Genomic DNA, 19,372 nt, shown 5'->3' on the forward strand with positions numbered 1-19,372 from the left:
ATGACGTGAGGTGAGGGAGTCGTCGGATGCGACTGTTGAAAATGCTCATCGTCCCCGCTCTGATCGGGGCGGGTCTCTCCGCGACACCATCGCCGCACGCAGGCGCCGATTGCACCAGTGCCGGCGGAACCACCATCTGCTCGCAGGGTGATGTGCGCGGCAGCAACTCGGGCGACGGCCCCAGCGGTTCATCGGGGCCGTATGTGCCCTACGCGTGCGACCTCGACTGGTATGCCTGCGACGACTACTACTGGGGCATCGATGTTGACTTCGTCCCCGGCGTGGGCAGGCCGGGCGTACCGGTCGACCCGGGCTTCGGCAGACCCGGCGGCGGAAACGTCGGTGGGGGAAACCGGGGAGGCCGTCGATGACGAAACGGAGGAGGACCAGATGACCTGGAAAGTGGCGTCGACACCGCGGATGGTCGCGACGATCGCAGGCGTGTTGGCCGTTCTCACCGCGTCGGCGGGCGCCGCATCGGCATCACCGGCACCACCTCCGCCGCCGAACTGCACGGCTGCCGACCTTACGGGGGTGCTGGCCGGAGTGTCCGCCGCAACCTCTGCATATCTGTTCACCCATCCACCGGTGAATGACTTCTTCACCTCCCTCGACGGCCTCGACAAGGATGAGCGGCGGGCCGCGATGGAGAAGTTCCTCACCGACAACCCACAGGTGCGCGATGAACTGAGGGGGATCAGGCAACCCGCCAAGGATTTCCGCAACCGCTGCGGCGGCTGACTTGGCACTCGCGTCAGGAGGCGAGACGAAACGCCTTGACGACCTTCGTCGGGGTGATCCTGACGACCAGTTCGCCAGGGACGCCGTTGCGGCGCCCGTACTCCTCTGCTCGGTCCGCGCCCATGTAACGGCCGCCGGCACGGGTGGCGACCGACCTGACCTCGTCGAGATCATCGGAAACAACGACCGTGCCCTGGATCTGGACGAACGAGAACGGCGGATGCGGATCATCCACGCACAGAACCACTCTGGGGTCGCGGGCGAACGCACGCGCCTTGGCCGAACCAGAATCGGTGTTGAAGAGCACGTCGTCACCGTCGAGGACAAACCACACCGGGGCGACCAATGGTCGCCCGTCTGCCGCGACGTACCCGAGCATGCCGGTGCGGGTACCAGTCATCAGAAACTCGGCTACCTCAGGTTCCAGTGTCGCCATGGTGTCGCGTCCTCTCGTATCAGCGTGCTGTGTGCGCATTCTCGTGCAGCGCGCGCCGGTAGCGGCGCATTCCGGCGATCCAGCGGTCGTAGTCGGCGCCCTTTCCTCGGTACATGTCCAGCACCTCGGGGTGAGGTAGCACCAGGAATGTGCCGTCGCGCACCCCGGCCAGGGTCGCGGCGGCGACATCGTCGGCCGAGAGCACCTCGCCCGCCGTGGTGATGGAAGCCGCGGCCACCCGGGCGGTGTCATCGGTCGAGTCGACGATCGCGTCCAGCAGCGGGGTGGCCACCCCCATCGGGCAGACCACGGTCACTCCGATGCCGTTATCGCCGTGGGTGATCGCCAGCCACTCGGCGAACCCGACCGCAGCGTGCTTGGTGACGGCGTAACCGGCGGCACCGATCTGGGTCAGCAGGCCGGCAGCCGAGGCGACCGCCACGAAGTGGCCGCTGCCGCGGGCCGTCCACTCCGGGATCAACGCGTCCGCGGCGCGGATGTGCGCACGCAGGTTGACGTCCAGCACCCGGTCCCAATCGGCGTCGGTACCCAGTTCTGGTGCACCGATGATGCCTGCGTTGGCGACGAAGATATCGACCGGTCCGAAAGTCGAGCGTGCGGCTTCCAGCAGTGTCGCGATCCCGTCGACCGTCGCGGCGTCGGCGCCGACTCCGATCGATCTGCCGCCGATCTCGGCGGCGGTCGCGGTGGCCGCCCGCGCGTCGATATCACCAGCCACCACGGAGGCGCCCGCACCGGTGAACGCCGAGGCCAGTGCCTTCCCGATACCCGATCCCGCTCCGGTGATGGCGACGACGCTGTCTTCGATCTGCATGTGTCGTGTCTACCAGCGCTCAGCGCACGAGTTCGCGCAACTCTCGCTTGAGCACCTTGCCGTAACTGTTCTTGGGCAGTTCGGGCACGTGGACGTAGCGCTTGGGACGTTTGAACCTGGCGATCCGCTCCAGCAGGTGGGCGTCGAGGTCCGCTTCGGCGGCCGTCCCGACGATGAAGGCCACCACCACCTCGCCCCAGTCCGCATCCGGGGCGCCGACGACGCAGGCCTCGTCGACCCCGGGATGGGTGATCAGCACTTCTTCGACCTCGCGCGGATAGATGTTGCTGCCGCCGCTGATCACCACGTCCTTGGATCGGTCGCGCAGGGTCAGATACCCGCGACTGTCGAAGGAGCCCATGTCGCCGGTGTGCAGCCAACCGTCGACGAGGGTGGCAGCGGTGGCCGCCGAGTTGTTCCAATAGCCGGACATGACAACGTCACCACGGCAGGCGATCTCGCCGATCTCACCGACACCGGCCGGATTGCCTTGGGCGTCGAGCACAGTGACCTCGACACCGGAGCGCGGATAGCCGACCGAGCCGAGGACGCTGTCATCGGCATCGCAATGGTCGCGCCTGCGCAGACCGGTGATGGTCATCGGCGCCTCGCCCTGCCCGTAGAGCTGCACGAAGATCGGACCGAACGCCGCCATCGCCGACTTCAAGCTGTCGACGTACATGGGTCCGCCGCCATAGACCACGGTCTGCAGATTCGTCGGTCGCGACCGACCGGTGGCGATCAGGCGGCCCACCATGGTGGGCGCCAGGAAGCAGCTGACACCCGGGTGATGGGCACACAGGTCCAGGAACTCGTCGGGGTCGAAGCCCGCCGACTCGGGGATCACCTGACGCGCACCGCGCAGCACATAGGGTGCGATGTAGAGGCCGGAACCGTGTGACATCGGTGCGCCGTGCAGCAGGCTGGAGTTCTCGTCCGGGGAGTCGAAATCGGCCAGGTGGGCCACCGTCATCGCCATCAGGTTGCGGTGACTGAGCATGGCGCCCTTGGATCGGCCGGTGGTGCCGCTGGTGTAGAACAGCCACGCCAACGCACTCGGATCGCTGTCGGCGGGTGTCGCGGGAACGCACTCGAATCGCGCTGCGTAGGAGGACGTCTCGACGTCCTCGACCGTCGTCTCGATGACACCGGCGAGCCCGGCGGCGATCTTGGGGGAGGCGAAGACGATCGCGGCGCCGGAATCGTCGATGATCTGCGCCATCTCACGGGGGTGCAGCTTGAAGTTGATCGGCACCACCGCGCAACCGGCCGCCCATACGGCGAACATCACTTCGATGATCTCCGGCCGGTTCTCGCTGGCGATGGCGATGCGTGCGCCGGTGTCGTGCCCGGCCGATATCGAGGTGGCCAGCCGCAGCACCCGCTCGCGCAACTGCGCCCAGGTGTGTACCTGCCGGGTCCCGCGATATACCGCGCCGCGCTCACCGAAACGCGTTGCGGCCTGGTCCAGTAGCCCGTACAGGTTCACTTGGCGACCCAGTCGGAGGTGAGCGCGAACTCCGAGAGGTACTTGGTCGAACTCCACCCGCCGTCGACCACGATGGTCTGCCCGTTGATGAATGCACCACCGGGGGAGCACAGGAACGCCACGGTGGCGGCGATGTCGTCGACCGTGCCGAGCCGGGTGTGCGGCGTCATCTCGGTCTGCATCTTGCGGAAACCGGGGTCGTCGAGGCGTTTCTCCACCATCGGTGTCAGCGTCACCCCCGGGGCGACGGCGTTGCACCGAATGCCCTGGGCGCCATACTGACACGCGATGTGCCCGGTGAGGGCGGTGAGCCCACCCTTGGCCGCCGAGTAGGCGCCACCGCGCAGGCCGCCGACCACCGCGAACGTCGACGTGACGTTGATGATCGCCGAGCCAGGTCCCATGTGGCCGATGACATCACGGGCCAGCCGGAACGGTGCGCGCAACATCAGGCCGAGGAAATAGTCCAGCGATTCGTCGTCGGTCTCGTGCAACGGTTTCGGACTGCCGACCCCGGCATTGTTGATCAGGAAGTCGACGTGCCCCCACCGGGTGACGGCGGTGTCGATGATGCGGGTCGGCGCGTCGTCGGCGGTCAGGTCGACAGCCAGGGTGGCGACGCGGTCCGGGTCGCCGATCGCCCGCTCCAGATCGGCCAGCCGGTCCGGGTCGCGACCGACACCCAGGACCGCCATTCCGGCCGCGGCGAGCGTTGTGGCGCAACCGAAACCGATACCGCTGCTGGCGCCCGTCACGATCGCTACCTGCATGTCAGTGCGACTCCTTCGTCAGTGTGGCGCGAATCTGGTGTTTGAGGATCTTGCCGGCATCGTTTCTGGGCAGCGACTCCCAGGCGACCACCCGTTCGGGTGTCTTGAACCTGGCCAACCCGTGCCGGTGCAACAGCGCGGCCAGATCGGCGATGTCGGGCGGGTCGGCATCGGCGGCCACGATGACGGCGCAGGCTCGTTCACCCGTGCGGGCATCGGGGATGCCGACGACGGCGACCTCCGCGATACCGGGGTGGCCGATCAGGATGTCCTCGATCTCCTTGGGCGAGATGTTCTCGCCGTTGCGGATGATGATGTCCTTGGCGCGGCCGGTCACCACCAGGTAACCGTCCGGCGTGAGCATGCCCAGATCGCCGGTGCGGAAGTAGCCGCTCGCGTCGAAAGCGGCGGCGGTGTCCTCGTCGTGCAGATAACCCACCAGCATCTGCGGACCACGAACCCGGATCTCACCGTCCACCAGCACGATCTCGGCAATACCCGGTCGCCCGTCGGTATCGGCGGCCCGCGCGGGGTCGTCGGGTGAACCGACGGTGGTCACCGGCACCTCGGTCGACCCGTATACCCGGGTGACGACAGCCTTCTCGAAATAGCCGCCCGCCCGGGTGATGAGTGCGGGCGGAACGGACGCACCACCACAGATGAACACCTTGAGATCGGGTAACCGGGTGCCGGCTCGTTCGGCCGCACCCAGCAGACCCTCCAGAAAGGGTGTGGCGCCGGCCATGTGGGTGCAGCGGTACTGCCGCATGAGTTGCACCGCGACGTCCGGGTCCCAGTGTTGCATCAGCACGGCCGTAGACCCGAGCAGTAACGGGCATTCGAACGCGTAGATCGAACCGCCGATGTGGGCGACCGGTGAGGGCACCAGGAAGGTGTCGCCCGGGTCGACGCGCCAGTGCGCCCCGATCTGACGGATGAGTGCGTGGATCGACTCATGGCTGTGCAGAACGGCTTTGGCCCGGCCGGTGGTACCCGAGGTGTACATGATCATGCGGACCGCTGCCGGGTCCGGTCGGGTCGGCGGTGCGGCTGGGGTCTGCAGCAGGTCGGTGAACGATGTGTCCCCGGCGCCACGGACGACCACCACCTCGGGTGGGTCGGTCAGATCGGCGCTGACCCTGCGCAGCATCGCGGCATGGTCGTGGCCGCGGAACTGCTCCGGGACGAAGATCATCCGCACATCGGCGTCACTCAGGATGAACCGTAACTCGCTGTCGCGCAGGGACGGCAGAATGGGGTTGACCACCATCTGCGACAGCGTCGCCGCCAGGTATACGATGGCCGCCTCGTGCCAGTTGGGCAGCATGAACGACACGACGCTGCCGGCCGGCATGCGTGCCGACATCGCCGTGGCCAGTGCCGTGGCCTGCCGGTGCAGTGTCGCGGCGTCGACGGTGGTGTCACCGTCGACGATCAGCACCCGGTCGGGGGTACTGCGGGACGCCTCGAGGAGCGCGTCGGCCAGTGTGCTCACACCGAGCCCTTGACCCGGCGCATGGTCATCGAGTGGCGGTAGTGCTGGGCCGGATGGGTGTTGACGGTGACCTGGGCGACGTCCCCGTCGGAGGTGGTGTAGGTGCGCTGCAGCTGTAGGGCGGGCGCACCGACGGGGATTCGCAGCAGTGCGGACAGGTCGTGGTCCACCGGGACCGCCGAGATCTCCTGGCGCACCTCGACGATGCTGACCCCGAACAGATCCTCGATCAGCGGGAAGATCGGACCGGTGTGCCGGTGCAACATCCGCCCGACCGCGGCGAACGCGCGGTTGATGTAGTACTCGGTGCGGCAGATCGGGACACGCGTCTCGGCATCCAGGCGGTGTCCGCGTACCGCCAGCCACTGTTCACCGAGCCCCAGACCGGTGCGACCGGTCAGTTCGGCATCGATGGTGACCATGGTGTTGGACTCGATCTCCAACTGGGCCCCGGCGGCGAAGGCGAGCAGATCGTTGATCGACATCACGTCCTGCGCATAGGAACTCGTCGTCGGCCGCGGTACCACCTGGGTGCCGGTACGCGGGCGGGAGGAGACAAGGTTGTCCTCGCGCAGCCGGCGCAGCGCTTCCCGCACCGTGTACCGGCTGACGGCGAACCGCTCGCACAGTTCGTGTTCGGTGGGCATTTGCGAGCCCACCGGGTACACCCCGTCGACGATCTCCTTGCGCAGGGTGCGCGCCACCTGCAGGTAGCGGTGTTCGGCGGCGGTATGGGTGGTCATGAACGCTGCAGCGCCAGCACGCTGCCCTCCCCGTCGGCGGAGATGTAGAGCGTGCCATCTGCTCCGGCGGCGATCCCCGCGAACGGCCCCTGCGGGCCCGAGAACGGCGGCATCCCGCGCAGCGGTTTGGGGGTGACACCGGGTGGCGCCCCCACCGGCAGGCCGGCCGCGATGGTCCGCCGGGTCCCGGTCGTCAGATCGACCGCGATGACCGCCTTGGTGCCGGCGTCGACGATGTACAGGGTGTCGGCGCGCACCAGGATTCCCTGCGGGGTGACCAGATCGTCGACGACGGTCTCGGTGCCCGAACCGGTCACCTGCAGCACCGCACCGGCCACCGACACCAGAACCGCTCCGTCGTGATCGGTGGTCACGCCGACCGGGGTGTCCAGACCGGTGGCGAGCACCTCGGTGTCCGTGCCGGCTAGCCGCAGCACCCGGCCGGTGCCCTGTTCGACCACGACCGGGCTGCCGTCGGACAGCAGGGCGACACCGTAGAGCTGGTCGAAACCAGCCGCGAGATAATCGGTTTCGTTGTCCGCGGGCCGGTACCGGGCCACCTGGCCACCGGAGGTGGTCACCACGAATTCGCCGGCTCCGGCCTGCGCCAGCCCGCGCACGAATCCCGGATAGCCGGGGCTGAACAGCATGCCGACGGTGTGTAGTGATCCGTCGGCGCCGAGGCTGTACAGATAGGTGCCGTCGGCGATATGGACGACGCCATCGGTGCCCACGGTGATGTCCAGCGGCCAGTTCAGCCCGCCGGGCAGCACGGCGGTGGTGGCGCCGCCGGGCTGGATCTCGGTGATGGAGCCGGTGAAGTTGGAGACGAACAACCGTCCGTCGACGAAGGCACAGTTGTCCAGTCCCGGTGTGAGCGTGGCCAGCACGGTCCGGGTGCCGCTGCGCGGGTCGATGCGCAGCACCTGGCCGCTGGCCACCTGGGTGGACACGATGGTGCCGTCGGCGTCGAACTTCACCGAGTCCGGTACCCCGAGATCGCCGGCGACCACCTCGGGTGCGCCGCCGGCGGGATCGACCCGCCAGATCTGGTTGGCGGTCATCACCGGGAAGTACAGCAGCCCGTCGGGTCCGAACTCCATGGCATTGGGCGACGGCAGATCCGACAGGATCAACCGGGGCTCGCCACCGTCGACATCGAGTTCGAACAGCCGGCCCCCGTCCCGACATTCGTTGACGAACAACCGCCCCTGATGGACGGTGATCCCATTGGCCGACGGCAGATCATCGCGCAGCACCCGGGTGGTGCCTGCGGTGTCGCGCACGCTGACCCGGCCGTCCATCACCTCGGTGGCGTAGAGCGCGCCGTCGGGCCCGAAGGCCAGGTCATCCGGGGCGACGATGTCCCCGCCCTTGGCGCTGATGGTCTCCAGCGCGCCGGTGGACACGTCGAGCGCGCTGATCTGGCTGCCCGTCACCTGCGCGATGTGCAGCCGTCCGTCGGGGCCGGTGCGCAGACCGTTGGCGCCGAACAGCCGGCTGGGCGCGGTCAATCGGGTCACGGTCCACCCTGCCGCCGCCTCGGGCTCCGCCGCGCCGTATCGACCGGTCTCGAAGGTCGTCATGACTGGACGCTATCAAGGTCGAACTGGTCCAGACAATAGAAACGGCATCTGTCAAAGCCGGCCTTGACGGCATAAAAGCCCTGCGGAATAGTGTTCTGCAATATGAAGAACGTCGATATTTGTACGGACAATTGACGCCGTGACCGAGCTGCTGAGTCTCGTGGGACGCATCGTCGTGGTCTCCGGCGCCGGCGGCGGCGGGATCGGTACGACCGTCACCCGGCTCGCCGCCGAGGCCGGTGCCACCGTGATCGCCGTCGGCAGGTCGCGGGAAAACCTCGACACCCATGTCGGCCCGCTGGCTGAGCAGGGGCTCGCGGTACAGCCGGTCGTCGCCGACGCCGCCACCGACGAGGGCATCGCGACGGTCCTTGAGGCGGCCCGCGCGGCGCAGGGAACCCTCTACGGCCTGGTGAACATCGCCGGCGGTGCGGCCCCGGCGACCTGGATGCCGGCCACCCGGGTGTCCCGGGCGGACTGGCGGGAGCTGTTCACCGCCAACCTGGAGACCATGTTCTTCATGAGCCAGGCGGTGGCCGCTGAAATCCGCGAACAGGGCAACCTCGGCTCGATCGTGTCGGTTTCGTCGATCAGTGGGATGAACACCGCACCGTTCCACATCGCCTACGGCACCGCGAAAGCCGCCATCGTCGCGGCAACGCGAACGCTGGCCGTCGAGCTGGCCGCCAGTGGTATCCGGGTCAACGCGGTCGCACCGGGGGTCACCGAAACAGCCGCCTCGGCCACCTACGTCGACGAGGATCCCGAACGCGATCGCACCGCAATCGCCATGGGTCGCAGGGGAACCCCCGCCGAACAGGCCGGCGCGATCCTGTTCCTGCTCTCGGATCTGGCGGGATACGTGACCGGACAGACGCTGTTGGTCGACGGTGGACTGAACCTGAAGTGGACCCACCTGGGTGCCGACAACACCTCCCTGTTCCTCAAGGACGAGAACTTCCGCCGAGCGATCAGTCGGATCTGAAAGGACCAGCACGTGACCCATACCGAATCCGACCTCGACGCTGCCATCGAGATCGACGCCGAACCCGACGATTCGACGGGTGTGATCGCCGAGGACCTGTCTCAGCCGACCACCATCCCGGTGGACGCCTACATCTCACCCGAGTACGCCCGTAACGAGCGGAACCGGTTGTGGCGCAAAGTCTGGCAGCAGGTCGGCCGGGTCGAGGAGATCCCCGAGATCGGCAGTTACCTCACCTATGACATCCTCGACGACTCCATCATCATCGTGCGCACCGGCCCCGAGCAGTTCACCGCGCACCACAACGTGTGCATGCACCGCGGCCGCAGGTTGATCGACAACCCCGACGGCGCCAAGAACGCCGTCGGCCGCGCCCGGAAATCGTTCGTCTGCGGATTCCACGGCTGGACATACGGACTCGACGGTGCCTGCACCCACATCCGCGAACAGGACGACTGGCAGGGCAAACTCACGCCCGCCAACACCCATCTGGCGCCGGTGCAGGTGGACACCTGGGGCGGTTGGTTGTTCGTCAACATGGACCCCGAGGCCGAGTCGCTGGCCGACTACCTGTTCCCGGCGTCGAAGATCCTGGACCCCTTCGGGTTGGAGAACATGCGCTACAAGTGGCGCAAGTGGTTGTACTTCGACTGCAATTGGAAGGTCGCGATGGAGGCCTTCAACGAGACCTACCACGTGTTCACCACGCACCCGGAGTTCAACAAGTTCGGTGAGTTCAAGGGCTGGGCCAAGGCGCAGGGCAAGCACAGCAACATCGGCTACGACGCGCCGAAGGGCATGGACGAGACCAAGTCCAAGATCCGACTCGGCACCGGTGACCCGCGCATCTCGACGGCCGAGATGCAGGTGTACACCATGGAGGAGACCAACGCGACCACCACGCGGACGCTGGTGGAGGCGGCCAAGCGGCTGGTCGACGAACTGCCCGAGGGCACTCCCGCCGACCAGGTTCTGCAGCACTGGCTGGCCTCGGCCCGCCGGGACGACGAGGCCCGCGGGGTGATCTGGCCGACCATCCCGCCCGACATCCTCGGGCAGAGTGGCACCGCCTGGCAGATCTTCCCGAATTTTCAGGTGGGGCAGGGGTTGACCAGCGCGCTGTGCTATTCGGCGCGGCCCGACCCGAGCTATGACCCGAACAAGTGCATCTTCGAGGTCGCGGTGTTCGAGTTGTACCCCGAGGGCCAGGCGCCACAGACCGAATGGGCCTACACCCCCAAGGATTCGCCCAACTGGCTCTCGGTGCTGCCGCAGGACTTCTCGAACATGGCCGCCGTCCAGCAGGGGATGAAGTCGGCCGGCTTCCCGGGCACGCTGCCCAACCCGTACCGCGAGCGCAGCACCGTCAATCTGCACCATCAACTGGCCAAGTACATGGGCATCGGAGAACCCCAGGATATCTAGCGATGTGTGGAGCCGTGCTTCCGCAGATCCCGAGCAAGGAGACATAATATGAAGGTCAATCTCGGTACCGGTGCGCAGAACTCGCGTGACTGGGAGCGGGTGATGGCGGGTGATTTCAGCACCCCGCCGGTGACCCCGGACCACGAGTGTGTGCAGGCCGCGCTGGCGTTGGGTGATCTCGCCGAGCCGCTGGGTTTCGACGGCATCTGGTTCCCCGAACACCAGGGAACGCCGTATGGCATGACACCCAACCCGATCCAGGCGCTGACGTACTTCGCCGGACGTACCGAGCGGGTCAGCCTGGGCACGTTCGTCGCGGTGGCGCCGTGGTGGAACCCGGTGCGACTGGCACATCAGATCGCCTACCTCGACATCGTCTCCAACGGCCGGTACAACACCATCGGCATCGGACGAGGGGTGTCCAAGAGCGAGTTCGACGCCGTCGGCGTGCCGCGCGAGCAGAGCCGGCAGCGTTTCAACGAAACCCTCGACGTGCTGGAGCTGGCGTTCAGTGGGGAGCGCTTCTCCTATGACGGTGAGATCTTCACGTTCCCGGAGATGTCGCTGCGTCCCGAACCGATCAGCAAGGACCTGTTCTCCCGCATCTACAGCTCATCGTCGACGGCCGAGTCGCTGGAGATCCTGTCGCGGCGCGGCATGGTCCCGCTGTTCGTCGGCAACAAGCCGATCTGGGACGCCGGTGAAGAGGTCCGCAAGGTCAACACCTTCCGCGCCGAGGAGGGCTTCGAGCCCTGTCAGCCCAAGAACGTGATGTTCATGTACTGCACGGCCAAGGAGGACGAGAAGCTCGCCGCGCTGACCGAGGAGTGGATCTGGACGGCCAACCGTGATGTCAACGTGCACTACGGTTTTGCCGATGCCTCCAATTTCCGCGGGGTCAAGGGATATGAGGCCTACGCCGCCCGGGAGGCGACCGCCACCGCGGTGCTGGCATCACAGGTCGGCGACCAGAAGAAGGGCGGCCCGCCCGGATACCACGCGTCCAACCTGCTGATCGGCACGCCGGAGGTGGTGTTCGAGAAGCTCAAGGCCGCCCAGGAGGCGTGCTCGTTCTCCGAGGTGACCATCGTGCCGCAGTTCGGCACCATGCCCTACGAGGACGCTTTTGCGAGCACCCGGCTGTTCGCACAGGAAGTGCTGCCCGCGGTGCACGAGATGACCGCCCCGCTGCATCCGGCGGCATTGCCGGAGAACGCCACCGTATGACGACGCCGGAGACCTCATGCGAGCCGACCGACACCCCGACCGATATCGACATCCCGGCTCTGCGTGAGAAATACGCCGCGGAGCGGGCGAAGCGGCTGCGTCCCGACGGCGGCGACCAGTACCTGGAACTCGAAGGGGAGTATGCCGAGTTCGCCGAGGTGGACCCCTACACCACCGTGACCGGGCGGGACCCGGTCATCGAGGACGTCGACGTCGTGATCCTCGGCGGCGGGTTCGCCGGGTTGTTGGCCGGCGCATACCTGAAGAAGGCCGGTGTTGAGGGAATCCGCGTCATCGAGATGGCCGGTGACTTCGGCGGGGTCTGGTACTGGAACCGGTTCCCCGGGATCCAGTGCGATAACGATGCCTACTGCTACATTCCGCTGCTCGAAGAGCTCGACTTCATGCCGAGCAAGAAGTTCGCCGACGGTGCCGAGATCTTTGAGCACTGCCGCAACATCGGAAAGCATTTCGGCCTGTACGACGGTGCGCTGTTCTCCACCCAGGTGCGCGAACTTCGTTGGCAGGACGGGGTGCAGCGCTGGCAGATCAGCACCGACCGCGGGGACGAGATCCGGGCCCGATTCGTTGTGATGGCCCAGGGCTCCTACAACCGGCCCAAGCTGCCCGGTATCCCCGGTATCAAGGACTTCCGGGCTGCCGGCGGGCACGTCTTCCACTCGGCGCGCTGGGATTACGACTACACCGGCGGGAGCGCCGACGGCGGTTTGCGCAAGCTCGCCGACAAGCGCGTCGCACTGGTCGGCACCGGAGCGACCGGTGTCCAGCTGGTGCCGCATCTGGGCCGTGATGCCGAGCAGCTCTTGGTGTTCCAGCGCACCCCGTCCTCGGTCGACGCGCGCAGTAACACCCCGACCGACCCGGACTGGGCAGCCACCCTGCAGCCGGGGTGGCAGGAAGAGCGCAAGCGCAACTTCCACAACTGGTCCCCGTTCGTCGGTGTGGTGTTCGGAGAACCGGATCTGGTGTGTGATTTCTGGACCGAACTCGGCCGCAACCTGACCGCGCGGATCGCCGGCAGCGAGGATCCGACGTCGGTCGGCATCGACCAGATCATGGCCTTCCGCGAGGAAGAGGACTACAAGATCATGGAGCGGCTGCGCCGCCGGGTGGCCGAGATCGTCGACGACCCGGCCACCGCCGAGGCCCTGAAACCGTACTACCGCTTCATGTGCAAGCGGCCAACGTCCAGTGAGCACTACCTGGCGACCTTCAACCGGCCCAACGTGACGTTGATCGACGTGTCGGCGTGCAAAGGTGTCGAACGGCTCACCGAGAACGGCATAGTCGCCGACGGCCTCGAATACGAGGTGGACTGCGTGATCTTCGCCAGTGGCTTCGAGATCTCCACCGAGATCCACCGGCGCTTCGCCATCGACGCGATCACCGGCCGGGACGGGCTGTCCCTGTTCGATCACTGGCGCGACGACTACAAGACGCTGCACGGCATGACCAGCCGCGGGTTTCCCAATCAGTTCTTCATGGGATTCATCCAGGGTGGGGTGTCTGCGAACACCACCGCGATGTTCGAGCAACAGGCGAAGCACATCGCCTACATCATCGCCGAGGCGCAGAACCGCGGTGCGACGACGGTGGAACCGAGCCAGGAGGGACAGGACGCCTGGGTGTCCACCGTCCGTGAATTGTCGATCGACAACTCCGCCTTCGAACTGTCCTGCACGCCGGGCTACTACAACAACGAGGGGCGCGGCGGCGCGGTGCGCAACGGTGCCTTCCTCGGTGAGTTCTATTCGCCCGGGTTCTACGCCTTCGACGATCTGATCGCCGACTGGCGGACCAACGGTGACCTCGCGGGGTTGGAGCTCTCTTGAGCGCTGCCCTCAGATTCGATGACCGGGTGGCCGTCATCACCGGTGGCGGTCGGGGGTTGGGGCGTGAGTACGCGTTGCTGTTGGCATCCCGGGGCGCGAAGGTCGTGGTCAACGATCCCGGTGGCAGCCTGAGCGGGGACGGCAACGACGCCGCTCCCGCACAGCAGGTCGCCGACGAGATCACCGCCGCCGGGGGAGTGGCGGTGGCCAACACCGATTCGGTGGCGACCCCCGAGGGCGGCCGCGCGATCATCGATGCCGCAGTATCGGCGTTCGGTCGGGTCGACATCCTGATCCACAATGCCGGCACCGTTCGCCGCGGTTCGCTGCGCGAGTTGAGCTACCAGGACTTCGACGCCGTGCTCGATGTGCATCTTCGGGGCGGTTTCCACGTCGTCCGCCCGGCATTTCCGCTGATGTGCGACAACGGGTTCGGTCGGATCGTGCTGACGTCGTCGATCGGCGGGTTGTACGGAAACCACAACGTGGCCAACTACGGGGTGGCGAAGGCGGGACTGATCGGGCTGTCCAATGTGGCCGCTCTTGAGGGTGCGGCGCATAATGTGACGTGCAATGTTGTGGTTCCCAGCGCGGTCACTCGAATGGCCGAAGGTATCGACACCTCGGCCTACCCGCCGATGGGGCCGGAGCTGGTGGCACCGACTGTGGCCTGGCTCTCCCACGAGAGTTGTTCGGTGACAGGGGAGATGTTGGTCGCCATCGGGGGCCGGGTGGCCCGCGCGTTCATCGCCGAGACGGCGGGGGTGTACCGCCCGACCTGGTCGGTCGAGGATGTGGCGGCGAACATCGATGTGATCCGCGACGATACTGTGCCGCTGGTATTCCCGCCCGTGCCCGACGGTCACACCGACCACATCAGGTATTCATTCGCCATGGCATCCCAAGGCGCTCAACATGAGTGACCGCAATGGGGCATTGGACGGGGTGCGTGTCATCGATGTGACGTCGGTGGTGATGGGCCCCTACTGCACCCAGATCATGGCCGACATGGGCGCCGACGTCATCAAGATCGAGCCGCCCGAGGGTGATATCACCCGCAACGTGGCGGTGGGTCCGTCCCCCGGCATGAACGGTGTCTTCGTCAACGTGAACCGCGGCAAGCGCAGCGTGGTGCTCGATCTGCGTTCCGAGGAGGGTGTGGCGGCGCTGCGAGCACTCATCGCGACGGCGGATGTGTTCATCCATTCCATGCGGGCAAAGGCGATCGCCCGGCTCGGGTTCGACTACGCTGCGGTGTCGGCGATCAATCCGAACATCATCTACACCAACTGCTATGGCTACAGCCGACGCGGGCCCGATGCCGACCGTCCGGCGTATGACGACACCATCCAGGCCGAATGCGGGCTGCCGGCAGTGCAACGTCAATTGACCGGCGATGCAACGTATGTCGCGACGATCATGGCGGACAAGGTCACCGGTCTCACCGCGCTGTACGCCACCATGATGGCGCTGTTCCACCGGGAGCGCACCGGAGAGGGGCAGGAGGTAGAGGTCAGCATGTTCGAGACCATGGCCTCCTTCATGCTGGTCGAACATGCCAACGGCGCCATGTTCGACCCCCCGCTCGGGCCGGCGGTATATCCGCGCACGGTGGCGCCGAATCGGCGGCCCTACGCCACCAAGGACGGGCACGTCGCCGCGCTGATCTACAACGACAAGCACTGGAAGGCGTTCATCGACGCGGTGCGGCCGGCCTGGGACACCCCGGAGTACGCGACGTTGGCGTTGCGTGCCAAGCAGATCGACACGGTGTACGGGTTGGTGGCGCAGACCATGCTGGAGCGCACCACCGCGGAGTGGTTGGCGCTGTTCGCCGAACTGGAGATCCCGGCGACGCCGATCAACAGCCTCGATGCGCTGTTCGATTCGCCGCAACTCAACGCCGTCGGCTTGTTCGAGACGGTGCAGACGCCGGACGGCCCGGTGCGATTCCCCGGCGTGCCGACCTGGTTCTCGCGGACGCCGGGCCGTGTTCGTGGGCCGGCGCCGCGGTTGGGGGCCGATACCGATGCGGTGCTCGGGGAGTTGCAGGCCGACCTTCGGCGCTGAGAGGACACGCGGCTTGGTCTCGTTGCTCAACCTCAGCAGGTGCGAATTCCGTCCGGGAACAGTTCGAGTCGATCGTGGTCCGGCACAGCCTCGATTAAAGGGGTCGGCCCTGGCTGACCACAAGACGGTGGTGGGCCGACGCGCGCATTTTCGATGAGTCAACCCAGGAAGGGCTTGCGCAGTTATTCGAACACGTGTACGATAGAACACAAGTTCGAATGCAGCATAGCTCCCGATCTCCACCCGGTGAGCGCCAGACCGTGGCCCCGGTCGCGGCGAGGTTGCCCTGGTCCTGCGGGATCAGGGATGTGTTGCCTCATCGTGCCCTCGGGCACCGAGTGTGAAAGCCGGTATCCACTATGGACGCCACCCATTTCGACGCGTTTGTCGATGCGCTGATCGATGACCTTGCTCCGGTTGAGGTCCCGGTCGATGACGCTGATCGGACGTTGTGTCATCTGTTGGAGTGCCCGCGGCCGGTTGTTGATGACGCGGCGCTGTTGGCGGTGTTGGCTGCGGCGGTGACGGCGGGCAATCTGCTGGCGTTCGTTGTCGCGTCGGCGGTGGCCGCGGCTGAACGCGCGGGGGTGCCGGCGCGGCGGCATGTGAAGACGGGCACCGATCTGCTGTCCCTGCTGGGGATGGCGCCGGGTGCGGCGGTGCGCGCGGTGCGGGTGGGCCGGGCGGCGCACCTGTTACCGGCGTTGACCACCGCGCAACGGCTGGGTGGGGTCGGGATCGAGTTCGCCGACGCCGTCGGCAAAGGTGTCACCCACATCAATGCCAGAACCGAGCTCTCCGAGCAGGATCGGGCGAGCGTGGTCACCAAGCTGATGACCCAGACCACCCCGGCCGAAGTCGGCAAGAAAGCCCGGGCGATCGGCATCGACCGCGCTGCAGACCTACCCCAGGACCAGCGGGCGGTACCCGTCGCCGAGGACACCGACCTCAACACGATGACGCTGGTTTTGGGCGAGGAGGGCCGATACGAAGCCACCCTCAACCTGGACGTGGGGACCGGCGAAGGGCTGTGCGCTGCGCTGGACCCGCTCTGTCGGCCGGTCCCGCTACCGGATGGATCGCCGGATCCCCGGCCGATCGAGAAACGCCGGGGCGATGCGGTCGGGCAGATCCTGCGCACCTATCTGTCCCAGTCGACACGACCCATGTCCGGCGGGGTGCTCCCGCACGTCACCCTCATCCGACCGGGGCAGCGCGGTCAGGAGGCGGTGGACCGGCTCGGCTTCGGCGGACCCGTCAGCGCGGCGACCGCCGATCTGATTGCCTGCGATTCCACGCTGACCAATGTGATCGTCGATCACTCCGGGGTGCCGCTCGATGTCGGCCGCGCCGAGCGACTGTTCACCCCAGCGATCCGCAAAGCCCTCGGGGTGCGCGACGGAGGCTGCGCTCACCCAGGCTGCGGTCGACCGGTGTCCTGGTGCGACGCCCACCACATCCACCCCTGGAGCCACGGCGGGACAACGAGTCTGGACAACGGTGTGCTGCTGTGTCGGCTACACCACAGCCTCATCCATCACGGTGGTTGGCAGGTCTACCTCGGCCGCGACCGACACCCCTGGTTCATCCCACCGCAGAAGCCAGGTGAGCCCGAACCCGAGCATCTGCGATCGCACAACCGACGCACCATGACCGACCTACCGGCCGCCGCATAGTCAGTCGGACAGGAGGCGGTCGCAACGAACCTCACGAAGCACCTTGACAACTACACAGTGAAACGGCCCGGCGACCCGGGGCGGCTAGATGGTCTTGGCCAACCGATCGGCCAGGATGGCGGCAAAGCGAGCCGGGTCGTCGAGCGACCCGCCTTCGGCGAGAAGGGCTGTGCCGTAGAGCAACTCGGCGGCATCGCTGAGCCCCTCGGCGCCCGAAGCCAGGCCGTCCCGCAACCCTTTCACGAGGGCGTGCTCGGGGTTGAGTTCCAGGATGCGCTTGCCGACCGGCACATCCTGGCCGGACGCACGGTACATGCGCGCCAGCTGCGGGGTGATGCCGAAGGTGTCGGTGATCAGGCACGCCGGCGACGAGGTCAACCGCGTCGACAATCGCACCTCCTTGACGTGCTCGTCGAGGGTCTCCTGCAGCCAGGTGAGCAACTCGGCGAAATCACCGGTGTCGGGCTTGTCGGCCTCGTCACCGCTGAGGTCGACCTCACCCTTTGCTACCGATTGCAGCGTCTTCCCGTCGAACTCGGGCACCGACTCGACCCATACCTCGTCGACCGGATCGGTGAGCAGCAGCACCTCGTAGCCCTTGGCCTTGAAGGCTTCCAGGTGCGGTGAGCGCTCCAGCAGTTGGCGCGACTCGCCGGTCGCGTAGAAGATCTGCTCCTGGTCGTCCTTCATCCGGCTCACATACTCGGCCAGGGTGGTAGGGCTGTCCTCGGAATGAGTCGAGGCAAACGACGACAGCGCCAGCAGGGTGTCGCGGTTGTCGGCGTCGGACAGCAGGCCCTCTTTGAACGCGCGGCCGAATTGCGTCCAGAACGTCGCATAGTCGTCGGGACGGTTGGCCTGCAGGTCCTTGATCGCCGACAGCATCTTCTTGGTCAGACTCCGGCGGATCACCTTGATCTGGCGGTCCTGCTGCAGGATCTCGCGGGACACGTTGAGCGACATGTCCTGGGCGTCGACGACACCCTTGACGAAGCGCAGATACTCCGGCATCAGCTCGTCACAGTCGCCCATGATGAAGACGCGCTTGACGTACAACTGCACGCCGGTGTTGCCGTCGCGGTTGAACAGGTCGAACGGCGCCTGCGACGGGATGAACAGCAATGCCTGATACTCGAAGGTGCCCTCGGCCTTCATCGCGATGACGTCGAGGGGGTCGTCCCAGGCGTGCGCGATATGCCGGTAGAACTCCTTGTACTCCTCGTCGGACACCTCGCTCTTGGGCTTGGCCCAGAGTGCGATGCGGGAGTTGATGGTCTCGATCTCGGTGGTGACCGTCGGTGGGGTGCCCTCCTCGGCGCCCTCGGGTGCCGGGACGGTCTTCTCGACCTCCATCCGGATCGGCCAGGAGATGAAGTCGGAGTACTTCTTGACCAGCTGCCTGATCTTCCACGGTGCGGTGTAGTCGTGCAGCTCGTCGTCGGCGTCCTCGGGCTTGAGGTGCAAGGTGACCGAAGTGCCCTGCGGGGCGTCATCGACGGTCGCGATGGTGTATGTGCCGTCCCCGCTGGATTCCCAACGCGTCGCGGTGCTTTCGCCGGCCTTGCGAGTCACCAGGTCGACCTTGTCGGCGACCATGAACGTCGAATAGAACCCGATGCCGAACTGACCGATGAGATCGGCGACATCGCCCGTCCCGCTTCGCCCGCCCGCGGCATCGCCGGCCTGCTTCGCCTCGCTCAACTTGCGGCGTAGCTCACCGGTGCCGGACTTGGCCAGCGTGCCGATCAGGTCGACGACCTCATCGCGCGACATGCCGATGCCGTTGTCGCGGATGGTCAGCGTGCGTGCCGAGGCATCGGGATCGATGTCGATGTGCAGATCCGACGTATCGACATCGAGATCCTTGTCCTGGTAGGACGCCAGCCGCAGCTTGTCCAGCGCATCGGAGGCATTCGAGACCAGTTCCCGCAGGAACGAGTCCTTGTTCGAGTAGATGGAGTGCACCATCAGCTGAAGCAGCTGCCGCGCTTCTGCCTGGAATTCTCTCTGTTCGACCTGCTCGCTCACGCGGTCATACTAA

17 protein-coding genes are annotated in these 19,372 nt (G+C 66.4%); 9 read left to right on the forward strand and 8 right to left on the reverse strand.

The features are described 5' to 3' along the window. Window positions 1-26: 26 nt before the first annotated feature. Together IC40_RS0110995 and IC40_RS0111000 are read left to right on the forward strand one after the other, a co-directional pair. Window positions 27-371: a hypothetical protein gene (locus tag IC40_RS0110995; protein ID WP_030134762.1), complete on the forward strand. Its 345-nt coding sequence runs from the start codon at window positions 27-29 to the stop codon at window positions 369-371. A 19-nt stretch (window positions 372-390) separates the two neighbouring features. Next, a complete protein-coding gene (locus tag IC40_RS0111000) occupies window positions 391-741 on the forward strand; it encodes a heme-binding protein (protein WP_030134763.1) in 351 nt (116 codons plus the stop codon). A gap of 13 nt (window positions 742-754) precedes the next feature. On the opposite strand, the gene IC40_RS0111005 is transcribed toward IC40_RS0111000, so the two are convergent. Genes IC40_RS0111005 through IC40_RS0111035 form a run of 7 tightly spaced genes read right to left on the reverse strand, consistent with a single transcriptional unit; the run spans window position 755 to window position 8,095 of the window. Next, entirely contained in the window at window positions 755-1,177 is a 423-nt protein-coding gene (locus IC40_RS0111005; protein WP_030134764.1) for a PPOX class F420-dependent oxidoreductase, read from the reverse strand. Between the two features lie 19 nt (window positions 1,178-1,196). Next, a complete protein-coding gene (locus IC40_RS0111010) occupies window positions 1,197-2,012 on the reverse strand; it encodes an SDR family oxidoreductase (RefSeq protein WP_030134765.1) in 816 nt (271 codons plus the stop codon). Between the two features lie 19 nt (window positions 2,013-2,031). Then, the gene (locus tag IC40_RS0111015) at window positions 2,032-3,501 is read right to left on the reverse strand and encodes an AMP-binding protein (protein WP_030134766.1); all 1,470 of its coding nucleotides are present in this window, start codon (window positions 3,499-3,501) and stop codon (window positions 2,032-2,034) included. Beyond that, window positions 3,498-4,271 carry an SDR family NAD(P)-dependent oxidoreductase gene (locus tag IC40_RS0111020; RefSeq protein ID WP_030134767.1) on the reverse strand — a complete coding sequence of 258 codons (774 nt, stop codon included), beginning with the start codon at window positions 4,269-4,271 and terminating at the stop codon, window positions 3,498-3,500. The genes IC40_RS0111015 and IC40_RS0111020 overlap by 4 nt, the downstream gene beginning before the upstream one ends. Window position 4,272: 1 nt before the next feature. Beyond that, window positions 4,273-5,766, reverse strand: a complete 1,494-nt coding sequence (locus IC40_RS0111025; RefSeq protein ID WP_030134768.1) for an AMP-binding protein — start codon at window positions 5,764-5,766, stop codon at window positions 4,273-4,275. Next, complete coding sequence (locus tag IC40_RS0111030; protein WP_030134769.1) at window positions 5,763-6,509, reverse strand: GntR family transcriptional regulator; 747 nt, start codon at window positions 6,507-6,509, stop codon at window positions 5,763-5,765. Before IC40_RS0111030 ends, IC40_RS0111025 begins: the two co-directional genes overlap by 4 nt. Beyond that, complete coding sequence (locus tag IC40_RS0111035; protein ID WP_030134770.1) at window positions 6,506-8,095, reverse strand: SMP-30/gluconolactonase/LRE family protein; 1,590 nt, start codon at window positions 8,093-8,095, stop codon at window positions 6,506-6,508. The genes IC40_RS0111030 and IC40_RS0111035 overlap by 4 nt, the downstream gene beginning before the upstream one ends. Before the next feature lie 139 nt (window positions 8,096-8,234). Here IC40_RS0111035 and IC40_RS0111040 point away from each other — a divergent pair, with 139 nt between their 5' ends. From IC40_RS0111040 to IC40_RS0111070, 7 genes are all read left to right on the forward strand, one after another. Further along, window positions 8,235-9,080: an SDR family NAD(P)-dependent oxidoreductase gene (locus tag IC40_RS0111040; RefSeq protein ID WP_030134771.1), complete on the forward strand. Its 846-nt coding sequence runs from the start codon at window positions 8,235-8,237 to the stop codon at window positions 9,078-9,080. 12 nt (window positions 9,081-9,092) lie between these two features. Further along, a complete protein-coding gene (locus tag IC40_RS0111045; protein WP_030134772.1) occupies window positions 9,093-10,505 on the forward strand; it encodes an aromatic ring-hydroxylating oxygenase subunit alpha in 1,413 nt (470 codons plus the stop codon). A gap of 48 nt (window positions 10,506-10,553) precedes the next feature. Then, entirely contained in the window at window positions 10,554-11,732 is a 1,179-nt protein-coding gene (locus tag IC40_RS0111050; RefSeq protein WP_030134773.1) for an LLM class flavin-dependent oxidoreductase, read from the forward strand. Beyond that, window positions 11,729-13,585: a flavin-containing monooxygenase gene (locus tag IC40_RS0111055; RefSeq protein WP_030134774.1), complete on the forward strand. Its 1,857-nt coding sequence runs from the start codon at window positions 11,729-11,731 to the stop codon at window positions 13,583-13,585. The genes IC40_RS0111050 and IC40_RS0111055 overlap by 4 nt, the downstream gene beginning before the upstream one ends. Next, window positions 13,582-14,508, forward strand: a complete 927-nt coding sequence (locus IC40_RS0111060; protein WP_030134775.1) for an SDR family NAD(P)-dependent oxidoreductase — start codon at window positions 13,582-13,584, stop codon at window positions 14,506-14,508. The genes IC40_RS0111055 and IC40_RS0111060 overlap by 4 nt, the downstream gene beginning before the upstream one ends. Beyond that, complete coding sequence (locus IC40_RS0111065) at window positions 14,501-15,655, forward strand: CaiB/BaiF CoA transferase family protein (protein ID WP_030134776.1); 1,155 nt, start codon at window positions 14,501-14,503, stop codon at window positions 15,653-15,655. Before IC40_RS0111060 ends, IC40_RS0111065 begins: the two co-directional genes overlap by 8 nt. 359 nt (window positions 15,656-16,014) lie before the next feature. Beyond that, window positions 16,015-17,331, forward strand: a complete 1,317-nt coding sequence (locus tag IC40_RS0111070) for an HNH endonuclease signature motif containing protein (protein ID WP_030134777.1) — start codon at window positions 16,015-16,017, stop codon at window positions 17,329-17,331. An 84-nt stretch (window positions 17,332-17,415) separates the two neighbouring features. Here IC40_RS0111070 and htpG read toward each other — a convergent pair whose 3' ends face one another. Next, entirely contained in the window at window positions 17,416-19,359 is a 1,944-nt protein-coding gene (gene htpG, locus IC40_RS0111075) for a molecular chaperone HtpG (RefSeq protein WP_030134778.1), read from the reverse strand. Window positions 19,360-19,372: the final 13 nt, after the last annotated feature.

The sequence above is a fragment of the Mycolicibacterium neoaurum ATCC 25795 genome (assembly GCF_000691525.1).
Classification (GTDB): Bacteria; Actinomycetota; Actinomycetes; order Mycobacteriales; family Mycobacteriaceae; genus Mycobacterium; species Mycobacterium neoaurum.